Genomic DNA, 15,114 nt, shown 5'->3' with positions numbered 1-15,114 from the left:
AGAAAGTAGTGATCCACATGGATGCAGAAAACCTCCATTATTTTGAAAAAGCACCGATCGCTAAAGCCGTAGCTCACTTCGCTGTACCTATGATGCTAGGTACGTCAATGAGTGTCATCTATTCCATCTTGAATGCCTATTTCCTTGGCACTCTCAACAATACCGCCATGTTAACCGCACTAGCACTAACCTTGCCGTTATTCGCGATCATAATGGCGTTAGGCAACTTGATTGGCATGGGCAGCGGTACCTTCATCTCACGTTTGCTGGGAGAGAAAAAATATGATGATGTAAAGCATGTGTCTTCATTCGCCTTTTACAGCAGTTTAGTTCTCAGTCTTTTCTTAATTGCCGTAGGGCTCCCGTTGATCGATCCAATCGTCAATGGCCTGGGGGCAACGCCTGACTCCTTCGTCTTCACGAAGGACTATGTCACAATTATGCTTATGGGTTCACCATTCGTCGTATTATTTTTCACGCTGGAGAATATCGTGCGTTCGGAGGGTGCGGCTCTCACGTCGATGATCGGTATGATTCTGAGTGTTGTCGTGAATATTATTCTCGATGCGCTGGTCATCTTCGTTTTCCATTGGGGCATAATCGGCGTTGCGTCTGCTACGGTCATTTCTAACTTGGTCGCGAGTGCATTCTACGCCTTCCATATGGGATATAAGAGCCAATTCTTAACTGTCTCTATAAAATGGTTTAAGGCTACCAAGGACATTCTAAGCAATGTATTCAAAATCGGAGTTCCAATCTTTATTATGAGTATCTTTTTGGGTGCAATGTCACTCATCTTCAACCATTTTCTTATCGAATATGGAGATCAGGCCGTAGCGGCTTACGGAATATCATCACGTTTATTGCAATTTCCTGAATTTATTCTGATGGGCTTATGCGAGGGAGTCGTGCCCCTCATTGCCTTCTCTTTTACAGCGAATAAATTACGCATGAAGCATACCATTGGATTCACGATCAAAGCGATCGTAGCGTTAGCCGTCGTGTTCGGATTGGTCGTCTATCTGATTTCCGACAACTTAATTGGTTTATTTACGAATGACCCGCAATTAATTGAAATGGGGAGCTACATTTTGCATGTGACGTTCTTATCCTTGTTCATTACAGGAATGACCACGTTGTTTACGGGAATCTTCCAGGCAACGGCGCAAGGAACCGCCGCGTTTATTATGTCTGTTATTCAAGGAATTACCCTGATTCCTGTGTTGTTTATTTCCAATCGTATGAATGGCTTCCACGGAGTGGTCTGGTCACTTGTTATTGCGGATGTCGTCGCGTTCCTTGTTGGGGCTATCATGCTGTATGTTCTGAGGAATAAATTGCAGCCGGAATTGGATAGTTTAGTACAGTAGAAAAATATAACTCGCAAGAAGGCAGGATAAGGGCAACTCCCCGATCCTGCCTTTTTAGGTACATAGGGGAATGCCAAGAAGATGATCTTCGAGACCATTCGTAATCAAGCCAACCAAATATCCAGCCGAGTTCAACTCGTCCATTAATAATGTAGCTCCCTCGAAAGGCTCAATCCGATACTGGCGATCCAGGTACTCTTTTTGGATATCCACTGCCTGCTCACGGGTAATATTCACCCCAAATTCCTGTAAAGCTAGAACAAAACGACCTTCCCTCATATCCTCCAGCTCATCCTGCCCCGCTTTACCCTCCAATAGTCCTCCTTTTGCTGATAACACATCACTGTAATAGCGAATACGATGATAGGCCTCTTCATAAGGAAAACGCTCACTCAAACCTAATACTGTACGCAAAGCATCGCGAGTAGGGTGCAAATGATCGTACATTGTATCATCCACATCAAAAAATACGGCCTTCTTGTGCAAGTTCATATACCCACTTCTTTCTGTAAAAATCATTGGATGACGTCCATCCTCACCTTGTCCTGATATTATACCCGCTGACCCGATACGTTGCACCTTACTCCTTCGACATCCATAGCTCGTATCCATTCCCGCATTCACACTTCACCGTGGCGGTCATAAACTGAAAAGACATCTTTTTCATATACTCACTTTACTTCTGTACTGTTCTAAATATAGGCATCACGTCCTGTTTTGCCCCGAAAGCGGTTTATTCCATAGAACACAGGTAAAAGGTCACATTTTTGAAAAGATTCAGCATACAGGTTTACATTTCGTGTAAAATCACGTACCTTTTAGGGATGGACGCTTTATGGATGTACTTGGATAAGGAGGCATACACGATGAATTCCGGTTCTAACCCTGCCTACGGATCAGCTACACCTTTGATTGAGGCACTTATAGAATTTGAACAGGAGCTTGAAGCGAACCGGCACTCTCTGGGTTTTGATTTGGGATTGATTATGGAGCATGGCCGCGCGCCACGATATATGGCTACACCGCCGGATGTGATTCCCTTTGCCCACGCAGGCGTGGACGGAATACATTACGGCTTTTTAACGGATTTTGGACTTGTAAAGGATCTTTCGCAGGCCCCCATTGTATGCATATCCCCTGTTGACTGGACAGGTGTATGGGTGGTTGCCCGCCACTTGCAGGATTTTTTAAGTGTTGTTTATACAGAGAACAGTTCATTAAAGCGCTACTATGCTAATGGACAGGATTATACAGGACATCAGCCTCCTCAGGCCGTAGATGAACGCACTGCGTTTGTGCGGGAATGCTTTCGGGAGCGCTTCGGTGTTCAAACGATTCAGGATATGGCTGCCTACATTGACAGTTTGCGAACCGAGCGTAAGCAAAACGAAGCTGCCCCTACACTGAACGGCTTGGGCATTCCGGCATTTCCTTCTTCCGCAAAACAGCATTCCTCTATGAAGAGTGCTCTTTTAAGCGTGGCAGAGCCCTTTCATTGGGATAAACAAGGTGAAACGGTTCGTGATTTGTTCCGCAACGCCTCGCGTGAAGCGAGATTGGCCTTTATCCGGGATGCTCAAACACGCCATCTGTTCACCCATTCTGCCCTTCGTGTTTTTGTAGCAGGACAGCTTAGATCCATGGGCTTGTCTGAGGCTGCAACACATTTGGAAGAGTCCTACTATACAGTTATTCCAGATACGATGGAATCTTGACGGATGCCTTCTTATTTCCCACACAACCGCCTCTGAAAGGGCGGTTATTTGTGCTACAATATATACAAATAATACGGCCAAACGGCCCGGTACGAATGAAAGAGAGCGAGCATGAATAATCATTCCCATCCTACCCCTGAGATCATCGAGGTTTGTCTGCTGGCTGGCAAGCTCATGATGCAAAATGGAGCCGAAACCTATCGTGTCGAAGATACGATGTCCCGCATTGCCTTAGCCTACGGCATATCCCAGTCCCATAGCTATGTGACACCGACCGGGATTTTTTTTGCCATTAACGACTCGGAGCCCGCCAAGCTGATCCGGATTGTGGAGCGGACCACCGATTTGCACAAGGTAGTAGAGGTTAACGCGATTTCACGTAAAATAAGTCGGGGTGACCTGGCACCCCGCGCAGCAGTTACGGAGCTGTCCAAGATTGAACGTGGTCCTCTCCGCTATTCCAATCGCGTGCAGCTGATGGCTGCGGCATTGGCGAGCGGCTGCTTTATGATTATGTTTGGCGGGGTCTGGCGAGACTTCCCTGCAGCCGTTCTCTGTGGCGGGGCTGGCTTCGCGGCTGTGCAATATTTTCACAGACTCGTTAAAGTTAAGTTTTTCTCGGAGTTTTCTGCATCCTTTTTAATCGGCATGCTGGCGGCCTTACTGACAGTTGCAGGCTGGGGCCAGATGATGGACAAAATCATTATTGGCTCCGTTATGCCATTGGTGCCAGGCTTATTAATTACTAATGCCATTCGGGATCTGATGGCCGGGCACCTCGTTTCGGGCATATCCAAGGGTGCTGACGCTTGCTTGACGTCCTTTGGCATTGGAGCTGGCGTTGCGGTTATCATTTCGTATATGTGATTCGGAGGAGATCCAAGTTTATGCTTGCACAATTATTCACAAGCTTTATTGCTACCGCTGCATTCGGCATTCTTTTCCACGCTCCCCGACATTCACTGTTACAATGTGGCTTCGTCGGCATGTTGGGCTGGCTCGTCTATTATTGGACATCAGACAGCATGGGACCCGTGAGCGCCAGCCTGTTGGCAACGGTTCTAATCGGAATCATCAGCCAGAGTTTGGCCAGACTGTACAAAATGCCTGTTATTATTTTCAGCGTGGCTGGCATGATTCCGCTCGTCCCGGGGGGAATGGCCTACAATGCGATGCGACAGTTTGTACAACATAATTATCCTCAGGCGCTGGAGCTGGCTATGAGCACACTCATGATCGCAGGTGCCATTGCTGTCGGCTTGGTACTGTCCGAGGTGCTCAATCAGATTTTTCGCAACATACGTTTTAAATCTCACCGTTGAACGACGGAGATAGACAACATCTTTTTTTCACAACATAAAAAGGCTGCTTCCAAAACCACGCACGATTGTAGTGCACAGAACATTTTGGATGCAGCTTTTTTCATGTTCACCTTATAAATGATGTTTGTTCGTCTATTTATCCTCAACATCCACTCGTTTACCCAGAATAGCCAGATCCCGCTCTATGCTGTCCAGCACCGCAACACGCGGATAATAACCCCATTGTTCAAAACCGAATTTCCGCAGCAAGGCGATACTCGGCTTGTTGTGACCGAATACAAACCCCAACAGCGTCGTAATTCCAAGCCCAGAGCATTCATTCAGTACATGCTGCACCATACGGCTTCCTGCTCCAGTTCCACGAGAGTCTTCATGGACATAAATACTGATTTCCGCCGTACCGTTATAAGCTGGACGTCCGTAAAAAGACTGAAGGCTGGCCCACCCTGCAATCGTCTCTTTATGTCTCAGAACCCACAAAGGTCGATGGTCTTCTTGATGAGCCTCAAACCATGGGATACGGCTCTCCACTGTCACGGGCTCCAAATCTGCCGTTGCCATTCGTCCTGCAATGGTGGAATTATAAATGCCCACAATAGCCGGAAGATCCTCCCTGCGCGCAAATTCAATGGAAAAAGATTGGCACCTATTCATCGTTTGTACCCGCCTCCTGCTCTGTTGATTTATTTCATTGTACAAGACAAGCGCCTGAACAGCCATATGGAGTTGATTTTTTGCGGTTCGGATGTAAAGGGTTCTATAATAGAGCTTGATGAAAAACAAAAGCCTCAAAGGTTGGTCGACCCATTAAACAATAAGAGACAGGAGGTGGGCTTCGGAGTTCACGGGATTCTGAAGCAGCTTATATGAATATTGGAACCCAAATTTTGATTTTGGAAGTACCTATGGAATCCTTCTTTGGAAAGACGACGATTTATCCTGTACTGCTTAAGGATGAAGACGGGCTTACACTCATTGACACGGGGATGCTAGGCCAGTTGGAACCATTGCGCAAGGCTATTGCAGATGTGGGAGAGGATATCAGCCACCTAAAGCGAATTATTTTAACGCATCAGGACATTGATCATATCGGAAATGTTCATGCACTACTGGACTTGCTGCCGAATACCGCTCTATTGGCTCATAAGGATGATATTCCTTATATGACAGGGGATCGGCCGTTTGTGAAGCTGACACCGGAACGAATCAATCAGATGGATACTGTACTCAAGGAGCAAGCAGAGGATATGATTCACCGCCTGCCGGACTTGCGCTTTGCCCATGCCCTTGAAGACGGTGAGCATCTTCCTTACGGTGGGGGAATACAGATTATCCATACACCTGGTCACACGCCGGGGCATATCAGCTTGTATGCGCCTGCGCAAAAGCTGCTTTTGGCGGCGGACGAGCTACGTGTAGTTGAAGGCGAACTGGTCGGCCCTGCTGAGTCGGCTACACCGGATATGCCACTGGCCTTGGAAAGCCTCGGTAAACTGACTGTATTGGAAGTCGAGAAGGTGCTGTGCTACCATGGGGGTTTTTATGATCAGAATGTACAGGCACGTCTACAGACATTAAGTCAGGAATGAGAATAAAGTCAGTCAGATCTATAAACAAATATGTAATAAGCGTTATAATGAATCCATGAATAGAAAGGAATGAATCTGTATGAATGATAAAATAACCCGGCTGTATGATGAATTGAAGTCACAATCATGGGACGGATTGCTCGTCACCGATCCCAAGCATATCTACTACCTGACTGGCTTTGCCAGTGACCCGCATGAGCGATTTCTCGGCTTGGTGCTGCTTCGGGACGAGGAGCCTGAACTGATCGTGCCTGCATTGGATGCAGAGGCGGCCCACGCCGCTTCTTCCGTGACTCGCATATCCACTCACACAGATACAGACAATCCATATGATCTGCTGCGCCAGCGCACAGGTACTGGAGTGGAGGTGTTCGCGCTGGAAAAGGAGCACGTCTCCGTACTCCGCTACGAACAGCTACATACTGCCATTGATGCGGCCCAATATGTGGATCTCGGCCCTCTGCTCCAGGACATGCGCGTAAGAAAAACACCTGAGGAAGTACGGCGTCTGAAACATGCCGCACAGTTGGTGGAGGACGCACTCCGCCACGGCCTGACCCACGTGCGTGAAGGCGTGACAGAAGTCGAGCTGGTTGCCGAAATTGAATACCAGATGAAGAAAATCGGCGCAGATGGCCCGTCCTTTGACACCACGGTGCTGTCCGGACCCAAAACAGCGCTGCCTCATGGTGTTCCGGGCACCCGCAAGCTGCAACATGGCGAACTACTCATGTTTGATATGGGCGTATATTCAGATGGTTACGCCTCAGACATTACGCGCACTTTTGCTTTTGGCAAGCTGTCGGCTGAGCTGGAGACGATTTATCAGACGGTACTCCGCTCAAACGAGGCTGGTATTGCCGCCATTCGTCCGGGTGTATCCTGCGCGTCGGTAGATCAGGCAGCTCGTGCAGTTGTAGAAGCTGCTGGGTATGGCCCAGCCTTTAACCATCGGGTTGGACACGGCCTTGGCATGAGCGTTCACGAATATCCGTCTGTGCATGGCGGCAATGAAGACCTGCTTCATGAGGGCTTCGTGTTCACGATAGAGCCCGGTATCTACGTGCCAGGCCTCGGCGGTGTGCGGATTGAAGATGACGTTCTGGTCACCTCTGACGGCGTAAAAGTCCTGACCTCTTTTCCGAAAGAGCTGACGGTGCTGGGATAAGTCCTTTTTTCACTTTAAAGCTCATGATGAAAGCTGCGTGGGCTTTTTTTACCCTTATGATTCTAAATCGATCGAGAGCAGTTGTGATTTGCGTTTAACTTTGCTATACTTTATATAGCTAGTTTTGCTTTTTTACGGATATAGTAAAGAACACGTTTTGAATACTTTGAAATATCATAGCCGGATATTTTAAGTACATCTGTTATGTCTGTAACATTCAAGACTTGTTTATGTTCTTTACTCCTCTCTACAATTAAGTTAATTTCTTCTCTGTATTTTGATTGAGCTTCAATTGGGATATTCTCAGTATCCTGTTTTTGTTTGTCTATTTTTTTCCTGATGCGTGCTAACGTCCTGCTGATTGTCATGGGGTATACGTGGAGTATTTCGGATATCTGAGAGTTATTTGCACCTTTCATAATTAAGTGCATTACCGTTTTTTCATGTTCTGTAAACAGAGTACTACATAACAGTTGTTGAACATAAACCTTATTAATCACAAGTTCATCCATGTTATAATGTGAGTTGTCTGTAGCTTCAAAGTTATCTATTGAATCAAAATGTTCCATTGCATCACTGAATTGAGCAACTTCTCTATAACGCTCTACAGGAACTTGAAGGAGCTTCGCCATTTTTTGCTCACCCGGCCTGTAGCCTAGTGTATCTTCTATCTCTACCATCCTTCGGATCATATCAATAGCTCCCCGACTAAGTCTTACCTCTTGAGAGTTGCTATATAATAACTGGTTAACCTCCCATAAAATTGGTCTTACTACATACGTAGTAAATTTAATTCCTCGATGAATATCAAAATCCTTAAGTGCCGTTAGTAATCCTATACATGCATGTTGGTATAAGTCATCCTCAGTAACCTTGAATTTCATTTTTAGATCTTCTATACTTCCCTTATATCGCATAATAATCGAAAACATAAATTTACGATTCTCTTGAAGAAACTCCCCAAGAAGGTCTTTGTCCTCTTTACACGCACAGATCAGCTTTATATTATGCATATCCTTCACAGCAGGTTTTCTTAATTGTACATACGTATCACTAAGCAATTCGTTCACCCCGTATTTTCTGGCGATACCAGCATAATGAAATTCCTTCTCCATTGATCAAGCTCACACTCTAGTAGTCGGTCTACCTTTTTAGAATTTATTTATCCGAATAGTTAATACGATACATATCGCCGGAATCATCCAAGTATAAAAAATTCTTTGAACGCGTTTGATTAGCTTGCATCGAATCCAACACATACTCATGCTGGTCCAGGAACTGCTGCTCCATTTCCTGGACCAAAGACATATATTCATTCATTTGCAATTCGAGCAATTGATTACGGGCCGCAAGTTGTCTATTTTGGGAAATCAGATGATGATTTTTCCTTTTAAGCTCCTTATTCTCTTTGACAACCCTCTGAATTTTGCTAATAATTTGTATAAATTCTACTGAATCAGAATCTTCCCCATCTTGCTCATACATGTGGTTGTTCATATAGTTCATATCATTTCCTCCAAAGTTTATTTATAGCGATAGTCAGTAAAATCCTTGAGATGTATTTCGACCCGATTCAGGTTACAGTCAGGTTCTGCTGCCAACGTTTGTTCCAGCTTTTCAAACATAAGCAGCATGCCTTTGCTCACAGGCGGCTTACATGTGTCTTCCCCTGCGTCGTATCTGGCCCACCACTTCCTCAGGGACTCCATTGTTAGGGTCTGATTGATATAATCCCCACAGTGCTTACACCAAAGAACAAGGGATTGATCGCATTCCATCTCTTCAGGAACAAAAGAAGAATCCGCCCCACAGTGGGGGCATTTATTCATATAACCGATCATGTTCTATAACCTCCTCCCTAGGTGCTGTTCCTGAAACTCGGTCAGGTAGAGAATTAGGATCATAGCTTTTGGTTCGTTATATTAGACGAAGGGTAACCTTCGGGTCTGTCAAAAAATAATAGGATACTTCTATTCTTTTGCGGTCAGCGCTCTCCGTGTAAAATTCAAAACAAAAATCTCGCCCGCCCTTTACAGGATGAGCTACCTGAAAATAGAGACCTTCACTATAATCTTTACAATATACGTGGTTAACAATTACATTTTCATCTACCACTAAGGACCAGTAATCGGCAGGGGTAATAACATCCGCCTTTATGGAAATAGCGAAAAACTCCAGATCATTAGATATCTTAAAAGTGTCCGTTACCGCCCTTTTACCCTCTAAAGTTCTTAAACCATCTAAATCAACCCTGCGACTTGCTATGCACGGCCTTGTTTTGGTAGGATAGAAAGGTGGATCTAATCTTCCACCAACTATATAGCGACTCAGCATGTAAACTACCTCCCTTTTTAACAATTTTCATTAAATTTTCAGAATCATTCACTTGCAATGCCTCGGCCAGATATGTATACTAAAAATGTATAGTAAGGGGCAGTGCGTAGTGCCTTTCTATTTCCTTTTGGTTTTGTTCTGATAGTGGTATATCAGAATGTTTATTTGTCAATCTCATTTTTATAGAGATCTCTTAGTTTTTTCACGGCTCGACAAGCATGGGATTTATGAATATCAAGATAATGGGCAATTTCTGCAGGTTTCATATCCATTCCTTCTTCAGTGAATAGCATGAAATTTATGATTCGTTGCTCCTGTTTTGTGAACCTGTTACGGTTGCTTAAATAGTCTACTTTCACGTCTGCTAATTTAAACCCGTAATCATTCACTTGAACCGAGTAATAATTGGCCATTGAGCCTTCTTCATCTGTGCCATCGCAAAAGTTAACGGTTGTACTGAACTGTGTAATTTTACGTTTTTTTTTACGATAATAGTCAACCACAGAACGTTTGATAACCGTATGTGAAAAAGTAGATATATCCTTTTTTATATTGCCTTTGTGGATTGCTGTCAGAATTTGAACGATTGAATCCTGTTTCACATCTTCCCGATCCTCCTCGTTAACACCACGAAGTATAAAGTTAAAAATATGATTTAAGGTATCTGGGTTAAATGAGCTAACATTTGTCGTTATCATCGCGGTTCTCCTATTTTAAATAGTTTATTTTAATTCAATAGGTTCCAGTTCACTCCGTTCCCTCCTTAAAACTTGTAACACAACTCCTTTCCGATTTCGACAATTAGTTTCCACTTTTTTCTTTATCTTACCCTACTCTTTTTTTAATACGTAATACATTTGAATCAGTTCCATTTACCTAATTAAATATATAATTTATAGGATTCTACTCTAATAGTCGTCATATCTATTAGAAGAGTTGCAATTTATCTACACTTTTTCAAAAATACGAACCTATGTTCCCATTCTAATAGGTATATATAACCTTGTCAATTCCTAACATTGATTGATGTTATTTTCATCTGGTTATGTTGTTCCATTTTTTTGTGTATACATCTTTAAAATCAAGCCTTTTGAATCAATTCCAATATGTTTCTTAAGTCCTATTTCAACATTCTTTTGGAGACTGTCGAAGTTGCTCGATAGCCTCCACTAGTACTTCATATCAAAAGGCCGTTCGCTCTCCCTATAAATCTATTTCCTATCCACCTTCAAGTCTGGATACCAATGCCTCTACCTTTGCATTCAAGGATCTGTTTTCTGCGAGCAAACTTAAATTTTCAGCTTGAAGTACAGCTACCTCTTCACTTAACCTATGGATTTCCTCCTTATGACTTGACAATGCATCCATTAGGGTAACCCGGAAAGCCTGCTCATCTTTTGACAATAGCTCTCGATCCGTGACCTTATTATTGCTACGACCGCTGGCGTAGCCGATGACTCCTGATATGGCTGTACCGATGACTCCTATAACTGCGGTTATCACATTTATGTCCAGCCCACATCACCTGCCTTTTGTCTATTTTCTTCCCGACAGGTTCAATATAAGTAAAAATCAGTAAAATTTAACCCCTGCTACGAATAGCAGGGGTTAGGTTTACATGATAAAGCAGTATCCGTATTCTGTAGCCACATCTATGCTGGAAGCCATCTCATCATACACCTGAACCTGTATAGCCCCAGGTAGTAATGATTTCTGCCATACCGAAATATGACCTGTTAATATAGATCTTTTCCAAATGTCCATGGAACCATGAAGATCATTTTGTCGATACTGTCTGACCACCACTGAACCAGTGATAATGGATTTCTCCCACACACTCATTTCGCTTCGCAAGCTTATTTGTGCTGTCCTTTTCACAGTTAGATAGCCTGTGATGTGACTATGCTCACGAATCCCCAAATCTGATGGAAGCTCGGTTTGCTTGGAATGTCGAACGGTAACGTAACCAAATTTATCATACGCTGCGTCCCGCCTAATCCCCACTTCAGCATTCAGATCATGGTGTTTCATAACACGAATCGATAGTTCGGTATCCCAATCCTGCTGATCGGAAATTCGCACAGAGATTCGAGACCATCTATCAGATTCACGGCTTTTCCGTGCACTGACGCTGCCTTTAAGTTCAGATTTCTCCCAAGTTTTTACGTAAAGCTCACTTGAGACAGAGTCCAAATGACTACGTCTGATTCGCAGATGAGAAGACTGATCCGTATGGCTGTCCACTCGAACCTTTAAGTTAGAGCCCAGATTGCCGGATCTTACTCCTACTGCAATTTCCAGATCAGAAACGAGCTTAGCCCGCACTGTAATTCGTGACTGCATATCCATTCTTTTATGGTACGGAATGGATATGGAGGCCCATAAATTCCCTGAAAGTACAGTGAGACTTGAAGGCACATCTTTTTTCGGCCAGACCGCTATACTTGATCTCAAAGAAGTATAATGCGGTATTGTGAACGTTGAAGATAGCCTGGAATACGCTTGGGCTCTTACAGACAAACCGGATATGAGCTGATTACTAAACACAATTTGAAGCCAGCCGTAAAAATCAGGATTGTGGATATTCATATCCGCAGGCATATCTTGCCTATCAAGTATACGCCCCTCCACCATCAAATCCGCTTCACGAGATCTACGGACTGAAATAGAGCTTTTCTTTACTGCTCCCTGAAAAACGGTTATGCTCCCTAATATATTAGGGATATTCAGTTCCACACCGGAGGAGATATCCTGGTGCTCTGTCCTTCTTACACGGAACGACCCAAGCGTTTCCTTACGATTGATAAGAATCATTGCTGGAAGCTCGGGAAACGGAGCTGCCCAGCGGGTAACGCTCAGTTCGGAAGCAAGGTTCTCCCTGTAAAAGACATACATATTCGAAGGTACTATTTTCCTATTCACCCATAGGGTACTGTCCATTGAATTCTCACGTGCAACAGCAATAACAAGCTGAGCTTCCAAAGAATGATTATCCTTGCGCCGTACGGACATCTTACTGGTTAAGTTAGGTACCGTCACTGTAATATCGGCCAGGATCTCCCTTTGGTTATGGACAAACAAGCTCCCCTTCCAAACCGCTGCCCCATGAGACTGTTTAATACGAAACGAAGCTGCAAGATCAGATACCTTACTTACACGAGAGGTAAGGCCACCTTCGATACTGTTCCTGCCCAAGCTATAGATACGAGTATCATAGTAGGTAATGTCTAATATAGGACGGTACGATTTTTGCTCCTTGGTAAAAAAACGGATACTTCCATTTTCAAATTCATCCAGAGCTTTAAAGATATATCCAAAATTCGGCCTTTTTCCTTCATACCATGCACGAATGGAATCGGTCACATCGAATGAAATGTACCCTGAATCTCCACCTACATCTTGAACGATGTTTATACCGTCATAGGTTGAATTGGGGCTGCTAAAGCCAAACGGAAACGGTTGATTTTGCCATGTAACTCCGTATTCTGTCCATTCCCTGGATGCTTCAATGAGCTGTATCCCCTTCTGGGGTACGTTGCGACCATCGAAATACACTTTGAGCTCGGCAGATTTAATCGTTGTATTTTTCTTGGGAATAGAAGCAGTATCCAGATCAAAACCAACATAAGATCTGTATCTCTCCTGAGCCGAGGCAGAATATCCAACATACATTTGTTCCTCAACGCCATAGTTTAATCTGGGCTGAGACTCACGAACAAAAGCATCTTTATTAGAATACATAATCGTCGTGTATGTCGGAGGCTCGATAACATCATATCTGCCTTTCATCCATGTATAGGGTGCAACTCCTATGGATGAAGCCATATTCGAAACTTCCCGAACCGTCATTGCAGATGGAAGATCATCATAACTCCGAGAAGTTATCCGGTATCTGCCGGTAGACTGGGTAAAGGATGCAATAGATAAAGATGAAGGTAGATTCACCGTTTTCTTTATTTCCAGACTGGAATAAAGCTCTATGGCATGACTTTTACGAATATGGTAATACCCCATTAATCGGGTATGGATACCTACCAGAATGCTACTGTGTAGTTCAGATATTCTTGGTACCGTCAGGAAGGAGGTTAAGTCTTCGGCTCCAAGAGACTCTATACCATATTTCACGCCCAGGCGAGTATGGGCTCGTACAGACAATAATGAATATATTTGTTGAATAGATTTAACTTGCAGGCTGGAGCTAAGGTTAGCAAGCTCGATCCCCCGCACCTGATATCTTCCATTGCTGTTTGCCTGAGTGTTTACCTTTAAGCTGCTGACGATATCATTAGACTTTTTGACCTCTATTGCAGCTTTGAGGTTTTGCTCCTGAGCAGCATGAATATCGTATTGGGCGGCTAAGGTAGTACTTGCTTGAACCGATATACGGGAAGGTAATCCCTGTTGCACAACATTCAGGCTGGAATGCAAATCACTTGGCGTGAGCCGCTTCACATTGTATGTGACTACTGCTATAGCTGATGAACTAACACTCAGCACGGCAGTGAGATGATCGAATACCTTAACTGCCAACCTACCTTGGACATCACTATTAATCGCAGGCAGGATACTGTAGCGAGCCTTAACTGCTGCTTTCCCTGATGCATTAACCCCCAGCACGGCTGCAAGATGATCCGCTACTTTAACTTCAATAGTACTCTGTACATCATCATGATCCGCAGGGCGAGTCGCATAGTGCGCTTTTACAGAAACATGAGTATTAATATGCATATTGCTCACTATATGACTAGGCTTTTTAACGGTTATATGTGAAGACATGTCAGACATGTCGGTAGGAATAATGGCCTGCTTTCCTTGAACTTCCCCGCTAATTCCCACTTGCAAGGATGCAGTAAGATTCAGCCTTTCCGGCACTCTTGCATGAATCTGCATGTCCGAATGACTTATCCCCAAAAGGTAGCCAGCCATATAGTTTGCAACGATTTCATCCATCGTTAGCGCAGCATTGTACATCCGTACAACAGGAATATATCCACGAAACCACTGACTAGCCTCTGTACTGTGTTTACCAATAAAAAGTCCATCTGGCTGTTTGATATGTTCAGTGGCTTCAGCTTGCACACTTCCTTGAGGAGCCCCATTCAGAAAGGTAGATAGATTGCCTGTAATTTCGTCATATGCGCCAACAATATGATACCATTTGTTTCTGGGTAACTTCCCTAAGTTGGCATATGCTTTTCTCGTATGGGTCGCAACCTGAAGCTCCAATTCCCCCACAGGGTTAAACATGACCAAAATGCCCTGGGTATCGTTCAACCATCCCCCGGAAGACAAAACAACGTTGCCCCCGATATAATATATCCACACTTCAAAGGTAACACTGGCGACAGGCCTAGAGGTATCCGCTCCTGTACATCGGATATAATGGCTCGTCCCGTTAAAAAACAGGGCATAGGGATCGGCGAGGGTGTTACTGCCTCCCCAACCATCATCTTTCGTAAAATGGAAGCCTTCCAGTATGCCGTGATTTCCTTTACCACTCAAATCATGCCATTGCGAAGTGGGTTTTGAGTTGGAGCCAACCTCCAAACCTTGATCGGCAAGGGAAGCGTGAAGGGAAAGGATTAATCCTCTCTTACTAAACATGAACATCACGCC

At 44.2% G+C, this 15,114-nt stretch carries 15 protein-coding genes; 6 read left to right on the top strand and 9 right to left on the bottom strand.

Features of this window, described 5'->3' with window-relative positions; translation table 11 throughout:
* The first annotated feature begins 17 nt into the window (after positions 1-17).
* On the top strand, positions 18-1,370 hold the full coding sequence (locus tag NST83_RS06955) for an MATE family efflux transporter (RefSeq protein ID WP_342417087.1): 1,353 nt from the start codon (positions 18-20) through the stop codon (positions 1,368-1,370).
* A gap of 54 nt (positions 1,371-1,424) precedes the next feature.
* Here NST83_RS06955 and NST83_RS06950 read toward each other — a convergent pair whose 3' ends face one another.
* A complete protein-coding gene (locus tag NST83_RS06950) occupies positions 1,425-1,862 on the bottom strand; it encodes an HAD family hydrolase (RefSeq protein WP_342417086.1) in 438 nt (145 codons plus the stop codon).
* Between the two features lie 374 nt (positions 1,863-2,236).
* Here NST83_RS06950 and NST83_RS06945 point away from each other — a divergent pair, with 374 nt between their 5' ends.
* The 3 genes from NST83_RS06945 (at position 2,237) to NST83_RS06935 (ending at position 4,407) form a co-directional block, all read left to right on the top strand.
* Entirely contained in the window at positions 2,237-3,085 is an 849-nt protein-coding gene (locus NST83_RS06945; protein WP_137062123.1) for a hypothetical protein, read from the top strand.
* A 111-nt stretch (positions 3,086-3,196) separates the two neighbouring features.
* Positions 3,197-3,952 carry a threonine/serine exporter family protein gene (locus NST83_RS06940; protein WP_342417085.1) on the top strand — a complete coding sequence of 252 codons (756 nt, stop codon included), beginning with the start codon at positions 3,197-3,199 and terminating at the stop codon, positions 3,950-3,952.
* 20 nt (positions 3,953-3,972) lie between these two features.
* Complete coding sequence (locus NST83_RS06935; protein ID WP_137062121.1) at positions 3,973-4,407, top strand: threonine/serine exporter family protein; 435 nt, start codon at positions 3,973-3,975, stop codon at positions 4,405-4,407.
* 132 nt (positions 4,408-4,539) lie between these two features.
* Here the strand turns inward: NST83_RS06935 and NST83_RS06930 are convergent, their stop codons facing one another.
* Positions 4,540-5,061, bottom strand: a complete 522-nt coding sequence (locus NST83_RS06930) for an N-acetyltransferase family protein (protein WP_342417084.1) — start codon at positions 5,059-5,061, stop codon at positions 4,540-4,542.
* Between the two features lie 212 nt (positions 5,062-5,273).
* Between NST83_RS06930 and NST83_RS06925 the strand changes: the two genes are divergently transcribed.
* Together NST83_RS06925 and NST83_RS06920 are read left to right on the top strand one after the other, a co-directional pair.
* Complete coding sequence (locus NST83_RS06925) at positions 5,274-5,996, top strand: MBL fold metallo-hydrolase (protein WP_342417083.1); 723 nt, start codon at positions 5,274-5,276, stop codon at positions 5,994-5,996.
* Between the two features lie 79 nt (positions 5,997-6,075).
* Positions 6,076-7,164 carry a Xaa-Pro peptidase family protein gene (locus NST83_RS06920; RefSeq protein ID WP_342417082.1) on the top strand — a complete coding sequence of 363 codons (1,089 nt, stop codon included), beginning with the start codon at positions 6,076-6,078 and terminating at the stop codon, positions 7,162-7,164.
* 110 nt (positions 7,165-7,274) lie between these two features.
* Here the strand turns inward: NST83_RS06920 and NST83_RS06915 are convergent, their stop codons facing one another.
* From NST83_RS06915 to NST83_RS06885, 7 genes are all read right to left on the bottom strand, one after another.
* Positions 7,275-8,279 (bottom strand): sigma-70 family RNA polymerase sigma factor, encoded by a 1,005-nt coding sequence (locus tag NST83_RS06915; RefSeq protein WP_342417081.1) that lies wholly within the window; start codon positions 8,277-8,279, stop codon positions 7,275-7,277.
* Between the two features lie 43 nt (positions 8,280-8,322).
* Positions 8,323-8,670 (bottom strand): hypothetical protein, encoded by a 348-nt coding sequence (locus NST83_RS06910; RefSeq protein ID WP_342417080.1) that lies wholly within the window; start codon positions 8,668-8,670, stop codon positions 8,323-8,325.
* A 17-nt stretch (positions 8,671-8,687) separates the two neighbouring features.
* Positions 8,688-9,005 carry a hypothetical protein gene (locus tag NST83_RS06905; protein ID WP_342417079.1) on the bottom strand — a complete coding sequence of 106 codons (318 nt, stop codon included), beginning with the start codon at positions 9,003-9,005 and terminating at the stop codon, positions 8,688-8,690.
* 76 nt (positions 9,006-9,081) lie between these two features.
* A complete protein-coding gene (locus NST83_RS06900; RefSeq protein WP_342417078.1) occupies positions 9,082-9,498 on the bottom strand; it encodes a hypothetical protein in 417 nt (138 codons plus the stop codon).
* Between the two features lie 161 nt (positions 9,499-9,659).
* Positions 9,660-10,196: a sigma-70 family RNA polymerase sigma factor gene (locus tag NST83_RS06895; protein ID WP_342417077.1), complete on the bottom strand. Its 537-nt coding sequence runs from the start codon at positions 10,194-10,196 to the stop codon at positions 9,660-9,662.
* 520 nt (positions 10,197-10,716) lie between these two features.
* Positions 10,717-11,001 (bottom strand): hypothetical protein, encoded by a 285-nt coding sequence (locus NST83_RS06890; protein ID WP_342417076.1) that lies wholly within the window; start codon positions 10,999-11,001, stop codon positions 10,717-10,719.
* Positions 11,002-11,112: 111 nt separating this feature from the next.
* Entirely contained in the window at positions 11,113-15,102 is a 3,990-nt protein-coding gene (locus tag NST83_RS06885; RefSeq protein ID WP_342417075.1) for a DNRLRE domain-containing protein, read from the bottom strand.
* Positions 15,103-15,114 lie beyond the last annotated feature (12 nt).

Source organism: Paenibacillus sp. FSL R10-2782 (genome assembly GCF_038592985.1).
Taxonomy (GTDB): Bacteria; Bacillota; Bacilli; order Paenibacillales; family Paenibacillaceae; genus Paenibacillus; species Paenibacillus terrae_C.
This window is presented reverse-complemented; position numbering and strand designations above follow the sequence as displayed.